Annotated in this window: 16 protein-coding genes; 9 read left to right on the forward strand and 7 right to left on the reverse strand. The window is 67.6% G+C overall.

Annotation, left to right across the window (positions count from 1 at the left end; genetic code table 11):
- Positions 1–789 (forward strand): hypothetical protein, encoded by a 789-nt coding sequence (locus LE190_RS16525; RefSeq protein ID WP_225239731.1) that lies wholly within the window; start codon positions 1–3, stop codon positions 787–789.
- Here LE190_RS16525 and LE190_RS16530 read toward each other — a convergent pair.
- From LE190_RS16530 to LE190_RS16545, 4 genes are all read right to left on the reverse strand, one after another.
- Entirely contained in the window at positions 773–2,743 is a 1,971-nt protein-coding gene (locus tag LE190_RS16530) for a CocE/NonD family hydrolase (protein ID WP_225239732.1), read from the reverse strand. The two genes, LE190_RS16525 and LE190_RS16530, sit on opposite strands and share 17 nt — an antisense overlap.
- A 61-nt stretch (positions 2,744–2,804) precedes the next feature.
- Complete coding sequence (locus LE190_RS16535) at positions 2,805–4,178, reverse strand: TAXI family TRAP transporter solute-binding subunit (protein WP_439847496.1); 1,374 nt, start codon at positions 4,176–4,178, stop codon at positions 2,805–2,807.
- A 41-nt stretch (positions 4,179–4,219) separates the two neighbouring features.
- Complete coding sequence (locus LE190_RS16540; RefSeq protein ID WP_439847495.1) at positions 4,220–7,480, reverse strand: transglycosylase domain-containing protein; 3,261 nt, start codon at positions 7,478–7,480, stop codon at positions 4,220–4,222.
- Positions 7,481–7,800: 320 nt separating this feature from the next.
- Complete coding sequence (locus LE190_RS16545) at positions 7,801–8,631, reverse strand: EI24 domain-containing protein (protein WP_225239734.1); 831 nt, start codon at positions 8,629–8,631, stop codon at positions 7,801–7,803.
- 184 nt (positions 8,632–8,815) lie between these two features.
- Between LE190_RS16545 and LE190_RS16550 the strand changes: the two genes are divergently transcribed.
- The gene (locus LE190_RS16550) at positions 8,816–9,172 is read left to right on the forward strand and encodes an FKBP-type peptidyl-prolyl cis-trans isomerase (protein WP_224945133.1); all 357 of its coding nucleotides are present in this window, start codon (positions 8,816–8,818) and stop codon (positions 9,170–9,172) included.
- A 160-nt stretch (positions 9,173–9,332) separates the two neighbouring features.
- Positions 9,333–9,587, forward strand: coding sequence for an acyl-CoA-binding protein (locus LE190_RS16555; RefSeq protein ID WP_159696209.1), 255 nt, complete (start codon positions 9,333–9,335; stop codon positions 9,585–9,587).
- 23 nt (positions 9,588–9,610) lie between these two features.
- On the opposite strand, the gene LE190_RS16560 is transcribed toward LE190_RS16555, so the two are convergent.
- Positions 9,611–9,892 carry a polyhydroxyalkanoic acid system family protein gene (locus LE190_RS16560; RefSeq protein ID WP_225239735.1) on the reverse strand — a complete coding sequence of 94 codons (282 nt, stop codon included), beginning with the start codon at positions 9,890–9,892 and terminating at the stop codon, positions 9,611–9,613.
- A 151-nt stretch (positions 9,893–10,043) separates the two neighbouring features.
- Here LE190_RS16560 and LE190_RS16565 point away from each other — a divergent pair, with 151 nt between their 5' ends.
- The 4 genes from LE190_RS16565 (at position 10,044) to LE190_RS16580 (ending at position 14,790) form a co-directional block, all read left to right on the forward strand.
- The gene (locus LE190_RS16565) at positions 10,044–11,489 is read left to right on the forward strand and encodes a gluzincin family metallopeptidase (RefSeq protein ID WP_225239736.1); all 1,446 of its coding nucleotides are present in this window, start codon (positions 10,044–10,046) and stop codon (positions 11,487–11,489) included.
- 233 nt (positions 11,490–11,722) lie between these two features.
- On the forward strand, positions 11,723–12,046 hold the full coding sequence (gene fdxA, locus LE190_RS16570; protein WP_224945139.1) for a ferredoxin FdxA: 324 nt from the start codon (positions 11,723–11,725) through the stop codon (positions 12,044–12,046).
- 155 nt (positions 12,047–12,201) lie between these two features.
- Positions 12,202–13,299, forward strand: a complete 1,098-nt coding sequence (locus LE190_RS16575; RefSeq protein WP_224945141.1) for an NAD(P)/FAD-dependent oxidoreductase — start codon at positions 12,202–12,204, stop codon at positions 13,297–13,299.
- A gap of 255 nt (positions 13,300–13,554) precedes the next feature.
- Entirely contained in the window at positions 13,555–14,790 is a 1,236-nt protein-coding gene (locus LE190_RS16580) for a polyhydroxyalkanoate depolymerase (RefSeq protein WP_225239737.1), read from the forward strand.
- Positions 14,791–14,859: 69 nt separating this feature from the next.
- Here the strand turns inward: LE190_RS16580 and LE190_RS16585 are convergent, their stop codons facing one another.
- On the reverse strand, positions 14,860–15,195 hold the full coding sequence (locus LE190_RS16585) for an RcnB family protein (protein ID WP_225239738.1): 336 nt from the start codon (positions 15,193–15,195) through the stop codon (positions 14,860–14,862).
- Between the two features lie 129 nt (positions 15,196–15,324).
- Here LE190_RS16585 and rsxB point away from each other — a divergent pair, with 129 nt between their 5' ends.
- A complete protein-coding gene (rsxB, locus tag LE190_RS16590) occupies positions 15,325–16,065 on the forward strand; it encodes an electron transport complex subunit RsxB (protein WP_225239739.1) in 741 nt (246 codons plus the stop codon).
- Positions 16,065–16,757 (forward strand): endonuclease III, encoded by a 693-nt coding sequence (gene nth / locus LE190_RS16595; protein ID WP_225239740.1) that lies wholly within the window; start codon positions 16,065–16,067, stop codon positions 16,755–16,757. Before rsxB ends, nth begins: the two co-directional genes overlap by 1 nt.
- Here nth and LE190_RS16600 read toward each other — a convergent pair.
- Complete coding sequence (locus LE190_RS16600) at positions 16,754–17,116, reverse strand: nuclear transport factor 2 family protein (RefSeq protein WP_225239741.1); 363 nt, start codon at positions 17,114–17,116, stop codon at positions 16,754–16,756. The two genes, nth and LE190_RS16600, sit on opposite strands and share 4 nt — an antisense overlap.
- Positions 17,117–17,124: the final 8 nt, after the last annotated feature.

The following is a 17,124-nucleotide window of genomic DNA, read 5'->3' on the forward strand; positions in this document are numbered from 1 at the left end:
ATGCGCCCGCCCCGGATTGTCCCGACCCATGCCGAGGGGCGCCTGAGCGACGCGCGGCGCCTTGCGCACGAAGGCCGCCACGCCGAGGCGCTGGCCGAATACCAATGGTTCCATGCGCACGCGCTGGAAGAGTCGCCGGCACTCCATGGCGTGCGCCTGTCGTACGCGCTCGGCGGCTGGGCCGACCTGGCCGCGGTCTACCCGCCGGCCCGCGCGGCGCTGGACGCGCAGCGCGAACGCGACACGGCGCGCCTGCTGGCCTGCAAGAGCGAGCGCGGCCTGTTCCATGACGTGGTTGCCATCCATCGCGTGCTGGGCGAACAGTGGCGCACCCACGCGCTGTTCGCCGACCTGGCGCGCAGCGACCCTGAACTGGCGATGGCGCTGGCTCCCATCGGGCTGCCCGCGATCGTCGCGGCCGGCGACCATGCGCTGGCGCACAGCCTGGTCCCGGACGCCGAAGGCTTCATCCGCCGCAGCAGCCGCTCCTTGATCACGGGCTTTGCCGGACGCCGCCGGCGCTTCACGCGCGCCCCGCGCATTGCGGCCTATATCCACAACTACGCCGCCGACGTGCGCCACATGCTGGCCGTGCTGGAAGGCGTCGGCCAGCACCTGGAGGCGGCGCGCCTGCGCCGCCTTGCCGCCGACCTGGTCCACGCGACGACGATCCGGCGCGCGGTGCGCGCCGCCCTGCAACCGGGCGCGCGGCCCTGGTACGAGCGTGGCCGCTACTACAGCGGACCGCAGGCGCGCCGCCGCAAGGCTCCCGTCAGTTGGCGGGCATGACCATCAGCTGCAGGCCGGATGCCGCGCCCGGCGCGCGATAGACGCGCTGGGTGGCCTTCCTGAAGTCTTCCGGTTTCGCGCTCGGGATATGGGTGAAGGTCTGCGGGTTCAGGTCGACCAGCGGGAACCAGGAACTCTGCACCTGCACCATGATGCGGTGGCCGCGGCGGAAGGTGTGATTCACCTCGCCGATGTCGAAGGACAGCGCTTCCTGCCTGCCCGGCACGAAGGCTTCCGGCTTCTCGAAACTGTGCCTGAACTTGCCGCGCAGCGGATTGCCGCGCACCAGCTGCTGGTAGCCGCCCAGGTTCAGCGCGGGCGGGGCCACGTCGTTGCCCTTGCGCTCGGCCGCCGGCGTCGGGTAGGCGTTCGGATACACGTCGATCAGTTTCACGACCCAGTCGGCATCGGTGCCGGTGGTCGAGACGAACAGCCTGGGCAGCACCGGACCCACCACCGTCACGTCTTCTTCCAGTACCTCGCTCTGGTACACGAGCACGTCGGGACGGGTGGCGGCGAAGCGCTGGTCCGACACCATGTACTCGCGCGGCACGCCCAGCGAGGGATAGCCGATGTAGGGCACGGGCTTGCGCGGATCGGCCACGTACTCGTCGAAGCCCGCGCCGCCGGCGGCCGGCTGCTGCCAGCCCAGCGTGCCGTTCGGCCCGAAGTACAGGGTGCGCGCACGGGCCGGCGCCGGCGGCCAGGCCGCATAGCTGCGCCACACGTTGGTGCCGGTCTCGAAGACACTCACCGCGGGCACCGGGCGCGCCGGTTTCACTCCCTTCAGGTGCTGCTCGAAGAAGGGGAACTGGATCTCGCGCCGGAAGTATTCGCTCGTCTTCGCATCGAAGCTCACGTGGCCCAGGCGCGCGCCATCGCTGCGCGCCCAGCCGCCGTGCACCCAGGGACCGATCACCAGCGCGTTCGGGGTGGATGGATTGTGCTTGCCGACCGCCTTGTAGATCGCAAAGGGACCGGCCGGGTCTTCCGCATCGAACCAGCCGCCCACGGTCAGCATCGCCGCCTTCACGTTCTTCATGTGCGGCGTGATCGCGCGCGAACGCCAGAATTCGTCGTAGGTGTCGTGCACGATGGTGGGCTCGAGCAGCGTGCGCTGCTCCGCGCTCAGGCTGGCCAGGATGTTCGGCATCGTCAGGCGCTTCAGGAAGAAGTCGTAGGCGTCGGTCTCGCCGTACTCGAAGCGCGAGCGCTCCTTGTTGCCGGGGGTCGGGTTCTGCTGCGGCAGGAAGGACGAATAGAAGCCGAAGTTCGCCGCCAGCATGAAGGCGCCGCCGTGGTAGGAGTCGTCGCCCATGTACAGGTCGGCGATCGGCGCCTGCGGCGAAGCGGCCTTGATCGCGGGGTGCGAGTCGATGACGCTGGCCGCCGCATAGAAGCCCGGATAGCTGATGCCCCAGATCCCGACCCGGCCGTTGTTGTTGGGGACGTGCTTGAGCAGCCACTCGACGGTGTCGTGCATGTCCTCGCTCTCCTGCCCTTCTCCCTTGGCGCGCATGGCCTTCGCATGCGGCGTCATCTCCTGCCAGCTGCCCTCGGACATGTAGCGGCCGCGCACGTCCTGGGTCACGAAGATGTAGCCGGCGTCCTCCAGTTCGCGCGAGGGGCCGAGCGCCTCGGGGAACCAGTCCACGCCGTAGCGCTGCTCGCCCTGCGCGAACACGCCGGCGCTGTAGGGCGTGCGCTGCATCAGGAAGGGGTAAGGCCTGGAGGCGTCCTTCGGCACGTAGACCGTCGTGAACAGCTTCGCGCCGTCGCGCATCGGGATGCGGTACTCGTACTTGGTGTAGGCCTCGCGCGGGCTGCGCTTTTGCGCGGGAGCGTCGGCATCGGCGGCGGCGGTGGCTGCAACGGCGGCAGCGGCGGCCTGGGCCCCGGTACCGCAGGCCAGCAGCGCACCCAGCGCGAATAGGGAAATCGGACGGCGGATCATGGCTTCCTTTGGCAAGCGAAATAAAAGACCGCCAGTGTAATCCGAATCCGCAGCGGGCTTGCTATTCGGTCAAGGGCAGGGCGAGGCCGTTGCGGTCGATGGTGCCGCGCACCCGCTCGCGCACGAAGTTGATGTGGCTGCGCAGGCGGTACAGTTCTTCCGCATAGGCGAGCGGAATCGAGATGTGGTTGACGCGCTCCTCGATCTCGTCCAGGCGTGCCAGCAGTTCGGCGCGCACTGCCGCGCGCCCATCCAGGCCGGCCGCTTCCAGCGCCTGCTCCACCTTGCGCAATTCACCATACCAGCGGTATACGCGCGAGCGCACCCGCCACACGTAGATCGGCGGGACGATCCGCGACAGCGGAATCAGGAGCGCCGCCAGCGCCACCGCCACCACCCACAGGCGCTCGAACAGGTTGGCCAGCCAGAAGCGCAGGTAGCGCTGCAGGAAAGGCGGGCCGTTGCGGTAGTAGCGCGCGGCTTCCTGCGCCACCGGGATCTCGCTGTACTTCGGCGAAGGGAACTGGCCCTGCTGCTGGAACCAGCCGGCCTTGCCGTGGATGTCGCCGGCCGCCTTCACCAGCAGGCCCACCAGGGCCGGGTGCAGGTCCTCGCGCGCCACCAGGGTCGCGGTGGGTGCGATCAGGTGGTAGTCCTGGGCCGGGATGTCGCGCCCGAGGTCGACGATCCCGCGCGGCAGCACCACGTGGGTAAGGAAGGGCAGGCGCCGCGTATAGGCGTCGGCCTGGCGGAAGTCGAACAGGCGGATGCCGGGCGTCTGCAGCAGCATCTGGATCAGGGGCGCCTCCGGCGCCGAACTGAACACCAGGCCGTCGATGCGGCCGGCCAGCAGTTCCACCGTGGCCGGGGTGTTTTCCAGCGCCCCCACCCGCAGTTCACCGGCGGCGATGCCGTTCGCGTCCAGCAGGCGCCGGAACAGGCGCGGCACGCCGGTGCCCTCCGGCCCCAGGTTGATGCGCTTGCCGCGCAGGTCGGTCAGCTTGTGCACGCCGGCTTCCTCGCGCAGGAACAGCCACACCGGTTCGGTGAACAGGCTGCCCAGCGAAACAAGGCCTTGCGTGTCGGCGCCGGGGGTCTCGGCACCCGCTTGCAGGCCTTCGGTGCTGGAGCCGCTCTGGACGAAGGCGACGTCGACCTCGCCCTTGCGCAGGCGTTCCAGGTTCTCGGCCGAGCCGAGCGAAGGCTGGAGGCTGAGCACGATCTGGTCGCGCGCCAGCGCCTGGGCGTACTGGCGGCCGAACTCCTGGTAGGCGCTGTTGAACTGGCCGGTGGCCATCGCCAGGCGGCGCGGCGGAGCCGGATCGACCCACCAGTAGGCCAGCAGCGCCACGGCCAGCACCGCCAGCAGCGTCGGCCCGGACGCCACCAGCAGGTCGCGCAGCGACACGAAGCTGAACTGGCGCACGCGCGTCACGGCGCGCTGCAGGGAAGCGCGGCGGCTCCCCTCCCCTTCCTTCACCTGACGCACTGGCGCTGGGCGGACTGCGGCGTCCCGGCGGCGTTGCCCGCGGGCGGCTCAATCATCGGCATCAGGCTCGGCGCCAGGTTGGCCAGCAGCTGCACCGGCAGCGCGCTGGTGAAGTCGTAGTTGCCCGACTGCGGGCCGTGCACGTAGGCGGTCATGCTGCCGAAGTAGCGCTCGCCGATGTTGAAGACAAAGGTGGCCGAACGGTTCACGTAGCGCGACTCGATCACGCGGCCGCCGCGCGCATACACCTCGAAGCGCTGGTCGCCGGTACCGGTCTTGCCGCCCACGGCGATCACGCTGCCGTCCTGCTGCGTGAACGCGGTCTTGACGCGCTTGGCGGTGCCGTCGCTGACCACGCCCTGGATCGCATCGGCCACCACGCGCGCCACTTCCGGCGCCAGCACCTGTTCCTTGCCGCCGCCCTTGTTGCGCTTGACCAGGGTTTCGTAGGGCGTGCCCTTGGCAAAGTGCAGCGAGTCGATGCGTTCGATCGGTTTGCGCACGCCGCCGTTGACGATGATGCCCATCAGCTCGGCCAGCGCGGCCGGACGGTCGGCCGAGGCGCCCAGGGTGGTCGCGTAGGACGGCACCAGCGAATCGAAGGGGTAGCCCATCTTCTTCCACTGGGCGTGGATCTTGAGGAAGGCTTCGACCTCGATCAGGCCGGCGATGCGCTTGTCCTGGGCATGCTTGCGGTGCGTCTTGAACAGCCAGGAATACACTTCCTGGCGCTCCTTGACGCTGGCCTGGGTGATCTCGGTCCAGCCGGCATTCGGGTGGGTGCGCAGGTAGCTCACCAGCCACAGTTCGAGCGGGTGCACCGATGCCACGTAGCCGCGGTCGGCCAGCGACATGTTCTTCGGATCGTACATGTCGTACATCTTCGGCACCCGTTCCGGATCCATGTCGTTGGAAGGCGGCAGGGTCTTGTCGAGGAAGGCCGCGAACTGTGCCAGCGTGGCATCCGGCATCACGGTGCGGTGCGCGGCGGCCAGCTTGGAGGCCAGCGGCCGCACGCCCGAGAACAGCTGTTCCTCGATCTGGGCCGGGGTCTTGCCCTTGTACTTGTTCCAGAACTTGGCGAGGAAATCCTTGCCTTCGTTGTCGGCGAAGCGCGCCAGGTACATGGCGCGGCGCGGATCGTCGGCGTCGGCCAGCAGCTTGGCCGAGGAACCCGGCAGCTGGAACATGTAGTAGCGCACCACGTCGCGCATCATGCGCACGAACACCAGGTTGGTCGACTGGCGCAGTGCCTGGGTCACGGTCATGATCCTGCCGTTGTCCAGCTTGCTGAAGTTGCCGAAGGTGTGCAGGCCGCCGCCGGTGAAGAAGGCCTCGCCCGGGTTGGCCGAGTACTTGCGCTCCATGGCCGCTGCCAGCATCGGCGCCAGCGAACGGTCGGCGCCGGCCGGCAGCGCGCGGAAGTAGTCGAGCGCCCATTGCGACAGGCGGTCCTTCGGATCGACTTCCACGCCCATCAGGCCGATCTGGTCCAGCGGTTCGAAGCGCTTGTGCAGCTGGTCGACGATGTCGAGGTAGGTCACCAGGGTGCGCAGCTTGGCGGTCGAACCGAGGTCGAGCTTGGCGCCTTCGTTAATGTCGAGCGGCTGGTCGTAGTTGTCGGTCTGGACCCGCAGGTAGTTCACGTGCTCGCCGCGTTCATACAAGGTGAAGCTGTACACCACCTGGGCCGGGTCGCCGTTGCCGAGCAGGCCCTTGCCGGTGAGGCCGGCCTCTTTTGCGTGCTCGGCGTCGGACAGCTTGCGCAGCGTGTCGGTGACCGCTCCCTGCACGCCGGCGTCCAGGGTGGACACCACCGACAGGTCGAGGCGGTCGAGGTTGTACAGGCGCGAGTCGCCGACCAGGTAGCCGAGGTGGTTGCGCACCGCGTTGGAGGCCTTGCGCGAGACGAAGGCGTCGGCGCCCGGCGCCGCCACGCCCGAGCCCTGGGCCGGATGCAGCGCCACCTTGAGGGCGGCGTCGCGCAGCTGGGGCGAGATCACGCCGGCCTGGGCCAGCACGCGCAGGTGGCTGTTGGTCAGGGTTTCCAGGTCGTGTTCGCCGGCGCCCAGGTAGTAGGCCGGACGGCGCTGGGCGATCATCAGCGACAGCGCTTCCTTGTAGGCGGTGACCGCCTCGACGCTGTCCATCGGGCCGCGCAGCATGCGGCTGGTCTGGTCGAAGTCGCGCCCGTACCAGACCCACAGGCCGTCGCCGATGCCGTTGACTTCGCCGTAGCCGGGCTTGGCCGACAGCGGCACGGTGTTCAGGTAGTCGAGCACGATCCGGCGCCGCGCCCGGGTCGTGTCTTCGCCGTCCTGGTAGGCGCGCAGCGCGGCCGAGGCCATCTGGATCATCTTGTCCTGCAGCGAACCGGTGCGTCCTTCCGGCGAATGGCGGTACTTCTCGATCTGGGTCGCCAGCGTGGAGCCGCCGGCCACCCGTCCGGCGCCGCCCAGGCCGACGCTGCTCAGGGTCTTGTCGAACACGGCCTTCGAGAAGCGGTCCCATTCGACCGCCGGATTGCGCTGCGGGTAGGCGGGATCGAGCAGTTCGCGGTTCTCGATGAACAGCAGGCTTTGCACCAGCAGCGGCGGCGCGTCCTCGAACGCCGGATAGGTGCGTTCCGGGAAGCGCGCGTTGAACAGCGGCTGGGCGCGGCAGTCGAGGATTTCGAGGCCGACCTTGGTCTTTTCGTGGTAGGTGGCGTACAGGCCGCGGTCGGCCAGTTCCGCCATGCGCGGCGAGATGCGCGCCTGGGCGTCGACGAGGTAGCCGCGCGCCTGCAGTTTCTCGAGATAGGCCGGCAGGTTGGCATAGCCCAGCCGGGTGTCGTAGGGACTGGCGGCGGGGAAGCGGATCGACGGGCTCGGCCCCTTCTCCATGCGGTAGTTCAGCTCGCTGGCCAGGTCGGCGAACAGGCGCGCCTGCAGGTGCGAAGTGCGCATCTCGAACGCGCCCCAGCCGCCCAGCAGCACCAGCAGGAGCAGCAGCAGGACGATGAGCCAGATGCGCCAGCGCCGCTTGCGCGGGGCCGGCGTGCCTTCGGGCGGATCGGAGCGGCCGGACGCATCGGGTGGCGATGCCGGGGGAAGATCGGGCGGCAGCGGCGCTCCGGCGCCGCCGGGCGCCGCGCCGCCCACCGCCAGGTGCGGAAAGGCTTCGTACAGCGGAACATCGTTGCCGCCCGCGGATGCAAGCACGGGTGCGCCGCCGGCCATGGCCTGGGCGGGACGGGCACGCGACATCCCAAACATGCCAAGCGCACGAAATACAAGACTGGGCCGCTTCATGCGGCGAATACTATCCATGATGGCTCAACCGGTTTGAATCAATACGTGTTCAATCCCCGCCAACCTGCCCGCCATCCTTGCTGCTGGTTCGTTCGAGTGATTGTCCTCGTCAGTTCGCAAAAATGCGCGGTGCAAACTCACTCAGGATTGCACCTCCACAGGTATCATTCCACCACATCAATACGAGACACGCGAGGCACGGTTTCACAATTTTGAACCGTGCGAAGCATTTTCGCAAAAAAACAACGGCAGAGTTAAACCGACGGCGTCTAGTCCTACAAGGGTCCGCCGGCGGCCCGGGCGCCCACGGCGCCGGTGCGCAATTCTTCCAGCGCACCGAGGCAGAAATACTGGAACCACAGGCCGGCGAACAGGAAGATCATGATGTACAGCCAGAGCGACAGCATGGCGAGGAAAGGGAACAGGACGATCGACAGCAGCGCCCCGCCCATCCAGGCGATGCCGGGCAGCGCGCCGGCCAGTCCGGACACGAAACCGATCGCCAGCAGCGCGCCGCGGTGGCGCCGTACCAGGCTGCGCCTTTCCTCGGCACTGGCATGCGCGGCCAGCGCGTCGTAGCTCATCACGCGCGACGTCACCCAGGCCCACAGGCAGGCCTGCACCAGCCAGGCTAGCGGCGGCAGCGCGTACAGCGGCAGCGTGAGCAGCCACAGCAGCGCAAACACCGCGGTGCTGCCCACATTGATCGCCACGCTGCCGAGGAAGGAGCCGCCCTCCTTCTTCTCGAGCTTCGGATACTGGCTGGCGCCGACGTGGCGCTCGATGACCGGCATCGCGATCACGCCCATGAACAGCAGCGCCGAGCCGATCATCAGCGGCAGCAGCAGCGCGACGGCCAGCAGCGGCACCACCATCACCTTGAGCGCGCCCAGGCCGAAGCTGGACAGCAGGCTGCCGCTGGCCTGGAACAGGCCGTAGTCGGCGAACACGCCCTGCAGCCAGTCGAGCAGGGGCTGCAGCCCGGTCCACAGGAGCGCGCCCCACAGCAGCAGCGACAGCGCCAGCGGGGCGCCGGACAGCAGCAGCATGCGGCGCGAGAACTGGGCGCGCAGCGCGCGCCGGTAGGCGCTGCCGACGCCCTTCATGGACGCACCCGGCACGGGCAAAGGCTGATGCGGGCAATGGCCGGAACACTGGCAGGGGACATCGCGGCTCCTTGTATGCTTGTCGATCCTCGCATTCTACGCATGGCGCGCCAGCCTGCGCCGTTTGGCGCGGCCGCGATGCATGCACTACAATCCCCGTTCAACTTGAACAACAGGGAAAACCATGTCCACCATTACCACTGATTCCGGCCTGCAATACGAAGACACCGTCGTCGGCAGCGGCGCCGAAGCCAAGGCCGGCCAGCACGTCACCGTGCACTACACCGGCTGGCTGCGCAACGACGACGGCAGCCAGGGCGCCAAGTTCGATTCGAGCAAGGACCGCAACGACCCGTTCCAGTTCGCGCTGGGTGCCGGCCACGTGATTCGCGGCTGGGACGAAGGCGTGCAGGGCATGAAGGTCGGCGGCCAGCGCCGCCTGACCATCCCCGCCAGCCTCGGCTACGGCGCACGCGGCGCCGGCGGCGTGATCCCGCCGAACGCGACCCTGATCTTCGACGTCGAGCTGCTCGCCGTCTGATCCCGCGATACCGGGTGGCGGGCCGGCCCTGCCGGCTTGCCACCCTGCCCGAGCGTCTCCTCTAAAGTTCGGTCCGTTTAGCCGTGAACGCGCCCCGCCTGCGCTAAGATCGCCCTCTGCAATTTCCCCTTGCTAACGCAACCAGACACGAGGAGCATCCATGAGCTTGCAAGAACAGTTCGCCCAGGCCCAGGCCGAATCGAAGAACCTGCCGGAACGCCCGGACAACATGACCCTGCTGAAGATCTATGCGCTGTACAAGCAGGGCGCGAGCGGCGACGCCACCGGCGAGCGTCCCGGCATGACCGACTTCGTCAACCGCGCCAAGTTCGACGCCTGGGCCGCCCTGAAGGGCACCTCGCAGGAAGACGCGATGCAGCAGTACATCGACCTGATCGAGGAACTGAAGGGCTGAGTGCACGCAGGGCCGGCGCCCGTTCACGCGGGCGCGAACACCTTGCGCATCTTGTCCGTTACCTTGGCCTCGATGGCCGGGGCGAACACCCCCATGAACACCCCAAGCCGGATGCGCAGCGCGGCGCGCTGTCCTTCCAGGCTCAAGTCTCCTTCCACGCCGCTGCGCCCGAAGCGCAACACGTCCCCGTCCCACTTGCAGTCCAGCCCGTACTCGGCGGCGATACGCTGCGCCACCTGCTGGGCCGCCGCACGCGCCTGTTCCGGGTTCAGGCTGTGTTCCTGGACGATGCGAATTTCCGACATGCTCGACAATCCTTCTTCTTGAAAAAAACAATCCGCCATGATGCCAGCTGGCGGCGGAGTCGGCCAGTCCGCTTGGCAATTGAGCATACTCAATGTCCATACAGCAGGGCGCGCGACCATGGAGTCCGCCCTCACCTCGCAAGGAGCTTCCATGGACGCAGACACCCCCTTTCCGGACGGCCCGGACCCGCAGCATGCCGGCCAGGCCCCGCTCCGCTTCCTGCCCACGCCCGCCGCCACGGCCGCCCCGCCGCATGACTTCGGCGCCCGCGTGCTGATGTGGAAGCAGGACCCGTCGGTGGGCGAGATCGGCACCCGCAGCGCCTACCTGCCCGGCCCGGTGCTGGCCGGTCCGCGCGACGCCCGCATCGCGCCCGGCAGCCCCGGCATCGCCGCGGTCGAGCCGGATGCGCGTGGCGACTTCTTGCCGCGCCCCGACACCGCGCAGTTCGACGCCGTGCACACCTTCGCCGTGGTGCGCCAGACCCTCACCATGTACCAGCGCGCCCTGCTGGCCGCCGGCCTGGCCATGCCCCTGCCCTGGCAGTGGAACAGCGGCAGCGACACGCGTCCTCTGGCGGTCTATCCGCACGGCCTGCCGAACGTGATGAACGCCTACTACAGCCGGCACCAGGCCTGCCTGAAGTTCGGCCACTTCCTGCCCGACAGCCGGGAGCGCGGTGCGGCGCCGGACGCCGCCGCCCGCGTCTACACCTGCCGCTCGTTCGACATCGTGGCCCACGAGACGGCGCACGCGGTGCTCGACGGCCTCAAGCCGCAGTGGCTGCTGGCCGACGCGCCGCCCCAGACCGGCGGCCTGCACGAAGCCTTCGGCGACCTGACCGCGATCTTCCTGGCCCTGTCCCAGCTCGACCAGTGCGAGGCCATCGTCGCCCAGACCAAGGCCCGCCTGCACGACCGCAGCTACCTGGCCGACATCGCCGAGCAGTTCGGCGCGGTGCTGGGCGAAGGCGGCGGACTGCGCAATGCCGACCAGGACCTCACCCTGGCCGAGGCCGGTACCGAGGTGCACGCGATCTCGCAGGTGTTCACGGGCGCCGTGTACGACGTGCTGGCCGACATGTTCGAGCACGAGCGCAATCCGGCCGTGGACGACGATGCCGCCGTGCTGCACCGGGTCGCGGCCTACCTGCGCGGGCTGCTGCTGCGCGCCCTGATCGCCGCACCGGAGCGCGCCGCCGCCTACGTCGACGTGGTCAACGCCATGCTGCGCCTGGTGCAGGAAGACGGCAAGCCGGCCATCTATGGCGCCTTCATCCGGGCCCAGTTCGCGCGGCGCGAGGTCATCGACGCCGCAGCCGCCATGGCACCGTGGGTACCGGGCACGCCGGTGGCGCCGAAGGTCTGCGATGCGCCCGGCGCGCGCCAGGACCGGCATGCCTGCTGCGGCACCATGAACCTGCCCGAATACCGCCGGGTCGAGCGCGTGCTCGCCCTCGAGGAGCGCGAGCTGGCCAGCTGGTGCGCCGCGAATGGCCGTCCCGGTGCCTGCGCATTGCCGCAGGATGCCTCGTCCTCCGTGGCGGCGGCCGCGCCGCTGCAACTGGCGGTGCCGCCCGTCGCCGCCCCCGCCTGAGGTGCCGCCCGCCGCCGCCCCCGCCTGAGGTGCCGGGCGCGCCTGCGCCCGATCCCGCCACGCGCCGCGGCGTCCAGCGGCGCGCCACCATCGCCTACATTTGCTTATATATATTGTGTATAAGACTGATTTGTAGGAAAGCCCGAATTGCCCTAAAATACAGTGCTTTGCAAGTCCCGCCGGCCCTTGTTGCGCCCGGTGCCGCGACACTTACACCAACTGATAGGACTGTTATGACCCACGTTGTCACCGAATCGTGCATCCGTTGTCGCTATACCGACTGCGTCGATGTATGCCCGGTAGATTGTTTCCGGGAAGGCCCGAATTTCCTCGCCATCGACCCCGACGAGTGCATCGACTGCGCCGTCTGCGTGGCCGAGTGCCCGGTGAACGCGATCTACGCGGAAGAAGACGTGCCGTCGGACCAGCAGCAGTTCATCAAGCTCAACGCGGACCTCGCCCGTTTCTGGCCGTCGATCACCAAGACCAAGCCGGCGCTGCCCGACGCCGACGAGTGGAAAGACGTCAAGGACAAGCTGGATCAGCTGGCGCGCTGACCATGATCAGGGCCGCGCCCGCGCGGCCTTGCCTACCCGGGCTCGCTTCCTGCGCAGCTTCCCCGATCATGGCACACTAGCGGCCATCGTCCGCTTCTGACCCATCCTTTACCCATCCTTACCGCCCCTACCCAATTCAACAGAAAGACAAGCGCATGACTATCAGTGCCTCCCACGAAGCGGGCAGCATCGCTCCCAACAGCTCGTTCGCCGGCGCGATCGATGCCGATGCCGTGATCATCGGCGCCGGTCCGGTCGGCCTGTTCCAGGTCTTCGAACTCGGCCTGCTCGAGATCAAGGCCCACGTCATCGATTCGCTGCCGGCCGTTGGCGGCCAGTGCGTGGAACTGTATCCGGACAAGCCGATCTACGACATCCCGGCCGTGCCGGTGTGCACCGGCCAGGAGTTGACCGACAACCTGCTCAAGCAGATAGAGCCGTTCGAGCCGACCTTCCACCTGGGCCAGGAAGTGACCACCGTCCAGCGCCGCGAAGACGGCCGCTTCAACGTCGAGACCTCGACGGGCACCCGGTTCATCACCAAGACCATCTTCATCGCGGCCGGCGTCGGCTCGTTCCAGGCGCGCACCATGAAGGTGGACGGTATCGAGAAGTTCGAGAACACCCAGCTGTTCTACCGCGTCAAGGACCCGGTCCTGTTCGAGGGCAAGAACCTGGTCATCTGCGGCGGCGGCGACTCGGCCCTGGACTGGGCCCTGAACTTCGTCGGCAAGGCCGAGTCGGTCGTGCTGCTGCACCGCCGCGAGGACTTCCGCGCCGCCCCGGCCTCGGTCGCCAAGATGAAGGCCCTGTGCGACGAGTACGAGATGCAGCTGATCATCGGCCAGGTCACCGGCTTCGAAGAAAAGGCAGGCCAGCTGACCGAAGTGAAGGTCACCGGCGCCGACGGCGTCACCCGCCGCGTGCCGCTGGACATGCTGCTGGTGTTCTTCGGCCTGTCGCCCAAGCTCGGTCCGATCGCCGAATGGGGCCTGGACATCGAGCGCAAGCAGCTCAAGGTGGTCGATACCGAGAAGTTCGAGACCAATGTCCCGGGCATCTTCGCGGTGGGCGACATCAACACCTATCCGGGCAAGAAGAAGCTGATCCTGTCGGGCTTCCATGAAGCCGCGCTGGCCGCCTTCGGCGCCGCGCCTTACATCTTCCCGGACAAGAAGATCCACATGCAGTACACGACGACCTCGCCGAAGCTGCACAAGATCCTCGGCGTCGAGACCCCGGTCTTCGACTGATTTTTTACCGCTTGGTAAAAAATGCCGCCCGGCGCAAGCCCGGCGGCATTTTTCTTTGGCGCGCTGCCGTGTCGGACAGGGCCTACCTGTTTATGTGGGCCGCCTCACCGAGCCGCACTGCACAAATATGCTACAAGTGAGCTGTATACGGGGGAAGTGAAAACGACTGTTTCCACAAGTAAATCACTATCCCCTATAATCGAACGCAGCCCCGCGCAACCAGTGCGACGCGCCTTTCCCCACGAAGGAATATTTATGCTTTACCAACTGCACGAGATGCAACGCTCCTTCCTGAACCCGCTCATGCAGTGGGCCGATGCGTCCTCGAAACTGTTCTCGAATCCCGTTTCCCCCTTTGCGCACACGCCTTTCGCGCAGCGCATCGCCGCCGGCTACGAACTGATGTACCGGCTCGGCAAGGACTACGAAAAGCCGGCTTTCGGCATCAAGAGCGTGCGCATCAACGATGCCGAGGTCGGCATCATGGAACGCACGGTCGTCGAAAAGCCGTTCTGCAAGCTGCTCCATTTCAAGAAGGACCTGAGCGACCAGGCCTTCGCCGCGCTGCAGCAGCCGAGCGTGCTGGTGGTGGCGCCGCTGTCCGGCCACCATGCCACCCTGCTGCGCGACACCGTGCGCGCCCTGCTGGTCGAACACGACGTCTACATCACCGACTGGATCGACGCGCGCATGGTGCCGCTGTCGCAGGGTCCGTTCCACCTCGACGACTACATCTACTACGTGCAGGACTTCATCCGCCACCTGGGCCCGGACGTGCACGTGATTTCCGTGTGCCAGCCGACGGTGCCGGTGCTGGCCGCGATCGCGCTGATGGCGACCAACAATGACCCGAAGCTGCCGAAGACCATGACCATGATGGGCGGCCCGATCGACCCGCGCAAATCGCCCACCGCGGTCAACGACCTGGCCGTCGAGAAGCCCTTCTCCTGGTTCGAGAACACCGTGATCTATTCGGTGCCGGGCAACTACCCGGGCTTCGGACGCAAGGTGTATCCGGGCTTCCTGCAGCACGCCGGCTTCATCGCCATGAACCCGGGCCGCCATGCCCAGAGCCACCGCGAGTTCTACCAGCACCTGGTGCGCGGCGACGACGATTCGGCCGAGGCGCACCGCCAGTTCTACGACGAATACAATGCCGTGCTCGACATGCCGGCCGAGTACTACCTCGAGACCATCAAGACCGTGTTCCAGGAACACCGCCTGCCGAAGGGCACCTGGGAAGTCGGCGGCCAGCTGGTGCGTCCGCAGGACATCAAGACGGTGGCCCTGTTCACCGTCGAGGGCGAGCTGGACGACATCTCGGGCCTGGGCCAGACCCGCGCCGCGCACGACCTGTGCACCGGCATCCCGCCCGAGATGCACCAGGAGTTCGTGGCGCCCAAGTGCGGCCACTACGGCATCTTCTCGGGCCGCCGCTGGCGCGAGATCATCTGTCCGAAGATCGGCGAGTTCATCCGCAAGCATGCATAAGTGATGCGGCGATCATGACGAAACAATACCGGAGCCATGGCTCCGGTATTGTTTTGGACGCGGGCCGGTTCAGCGCCCGACCAGCACCTGCTGCACCACCCCGGTGGCGATCGCCACCAGCGCATAATCCTTCCCGGCCTGCACCCATTGGTGCCCCGGCGGCGGCTCGCTCAGGCGATGCGTCTTCCAGTTCTCCACCACGTAATGATGCGTGCGGTAGCGCGACGGCAGCTGTTCGCCCTTGCGCAGCTGGCCGCTGGCAGACACGCTGCGGTAAGGTCCGGTCCTGGCCATCGTGGCCTGCTGCTGGGCGCGGGCTTCCTGGTCGGCGCGCGGGTAGACATGGGCCGCGGCGCCACCGGCCAGCACGGCAGCGGCCAGCGCCGTTGCAATGAGTCTGTTCATGTGAGCTCCTCTCAGCGTCGAGCCACCAGTACACCACGCGCCGGCGGGGCTGTCTGTTCGCTCCAGCACGGAGACCGCCTTCCTCCATCCGCCGCGGCCTGGTCGCGCCGCCCGCGGATTTGGCGGATAATGGCGTTTTTACCGCTGCCCCGCACCGTGACCAAGACCCTCGCCGACCTGATCGAAGACGTACTGCCGCAGACGCAATGCACCAAGTGCGGCTATCCCGCGTGCCGTCCGTATGCGGAAGCGATCGCGCGCGGCGAAGCGGAGATCAACCAGTGTCCGCCGGGCGGCCTCGAAGGCGTGCGGCGCCTGTCGAGCGTAACCGGGCGCCCGGTCATCCCGATCAATCCGGCCAACGGCATCGAGCGCCCCCGTCCGGTCGCCTTCATCGACGAGTCGCTGTGCATCGGCTGCACGCTGTGCATCCAGGCCTGCCCGGTGGACGCGATCCTGGGCGCGGCCAAGCAGATGCACACCATCCTGCCCAGCCTGTGCACCGGCTGCGACCTGTGCGTGGCGCCCTGCCCGGTCGACTGCATCGCCATGGTCCCGGTGACGGGCGAGCGCACCGGCTGGGAGGCCTGGTCACAGGAGGCGGCCGACGCGGCGCGCGAGCGCCACGACTTCCGCAGCGAGCGGCTGCGCCGCGAGAAGGAAGAGAACGATGCGCGCCTGGCCGCCAAGGCGCTGGAAAAAATGCGCGCGGTGACGGCGGAGGCGGCCAATACGCCGGAAGAACTGGCGGAGAAGGAGCGCAAGCGCGCGATCATCGCGGCCGCGATGGAAAGGGCGCGCCAGAAGGCGGCCGCGAATGCGCCGGCGACGGCATCCGGGACGCTGCCGGGCGAACCTGAGCAAAACTGATGAATTCCGCCAAACGTTTAGAAATATTTACGCGCTTTCGCGCCGCCAACCCGAAGCCGACCACCGAACTGGCATTCACCACCCCCTTCGAACTCCTGATCGCGGTGCTGCTGTCGGCGCAGTCGACCGACGTCGGCGTGAACAAGGCCACGCGCCGCCTGTATCCGGTGGCGAATACCCCGCAAGCCATCCTCGACTTGGGCCTGGACGAACTCAAGTCCACTATCTCGACGATCGGCCTGTACAACACCAAGGCCGCGAATGTCATGGCGACCTGCCGGATCCTGGTGGAGCAGCATGGCGGCGAAGTGCCGCGTTCGCGCGAGGCGCTGGAAGCCCTGCCCGGCGTGGGCCGCAAGACCGCCAACGTGGTGCTCAATACCGCCTTCGGGGAACCGACCATGGCGGTCGACACCCACATCTTCCGGGTGTCGAATCGCACGAAGATCGCGCCGGGCAAGAACGTCGACATCGTCGAGCAGAAGTTGCTCAAGTTCGTGCCCAGGGAATTCCTGATCGATGCCCACCACTGGCTGATCCTGCACGGGCGCTATACCTGCGTGGCACGCAAGCCGCGCTGCTGGAACTGCCTGATCAACGACCTGTGCGAGTTCAAGGACAAGACGCCGGCACCAAGCGGGGTGATGGATCCGGCGGCCGACCTGGCCAGCCAGGCGGCCGAACTCGGCTAGCCGGGGCGCTGTTCCCCGGTGGCGAACGAGGCGCGCACAATGCGCCCGCCGACTACTTCATAGACGCACAGCATCTCCACCGTGCCGCGGCCTTCCGGGAAGTTGCGGGTCACGATCTCGAGATCGGTGACGAAGTTCCCGACCACCGAGCGCGTCAACAGGCGCGCATGCAGGTCGGGCTCGAGGAAGCGCTCCTGGTAGCGCGGGCGAATCTGGTCAATGCCCTGCGCCAGCAACGCGCCATGCAGCGCGAACTGCTGCGCGTCGGGCGCATAGGTGGCCATCAGGGCGTCGAGGTCCTTGGCATTGTAGGCGTCGAGCTGCGCCTGGACGACAGCGAGGGGGGAAGTCGGGTTCATGGTCTCCG

It is taken from the genome of Massilia hydrophila (assembly GCF_020208145.1).
In the GTDB taxonomy this organism is placed as follows: domain Bacteria; phylum Pseudomonadota; class Gammaproteobacteria; order Burkholderiales; family Burkholderiaceae_D; genus Telluria; species Telluria hydrophila.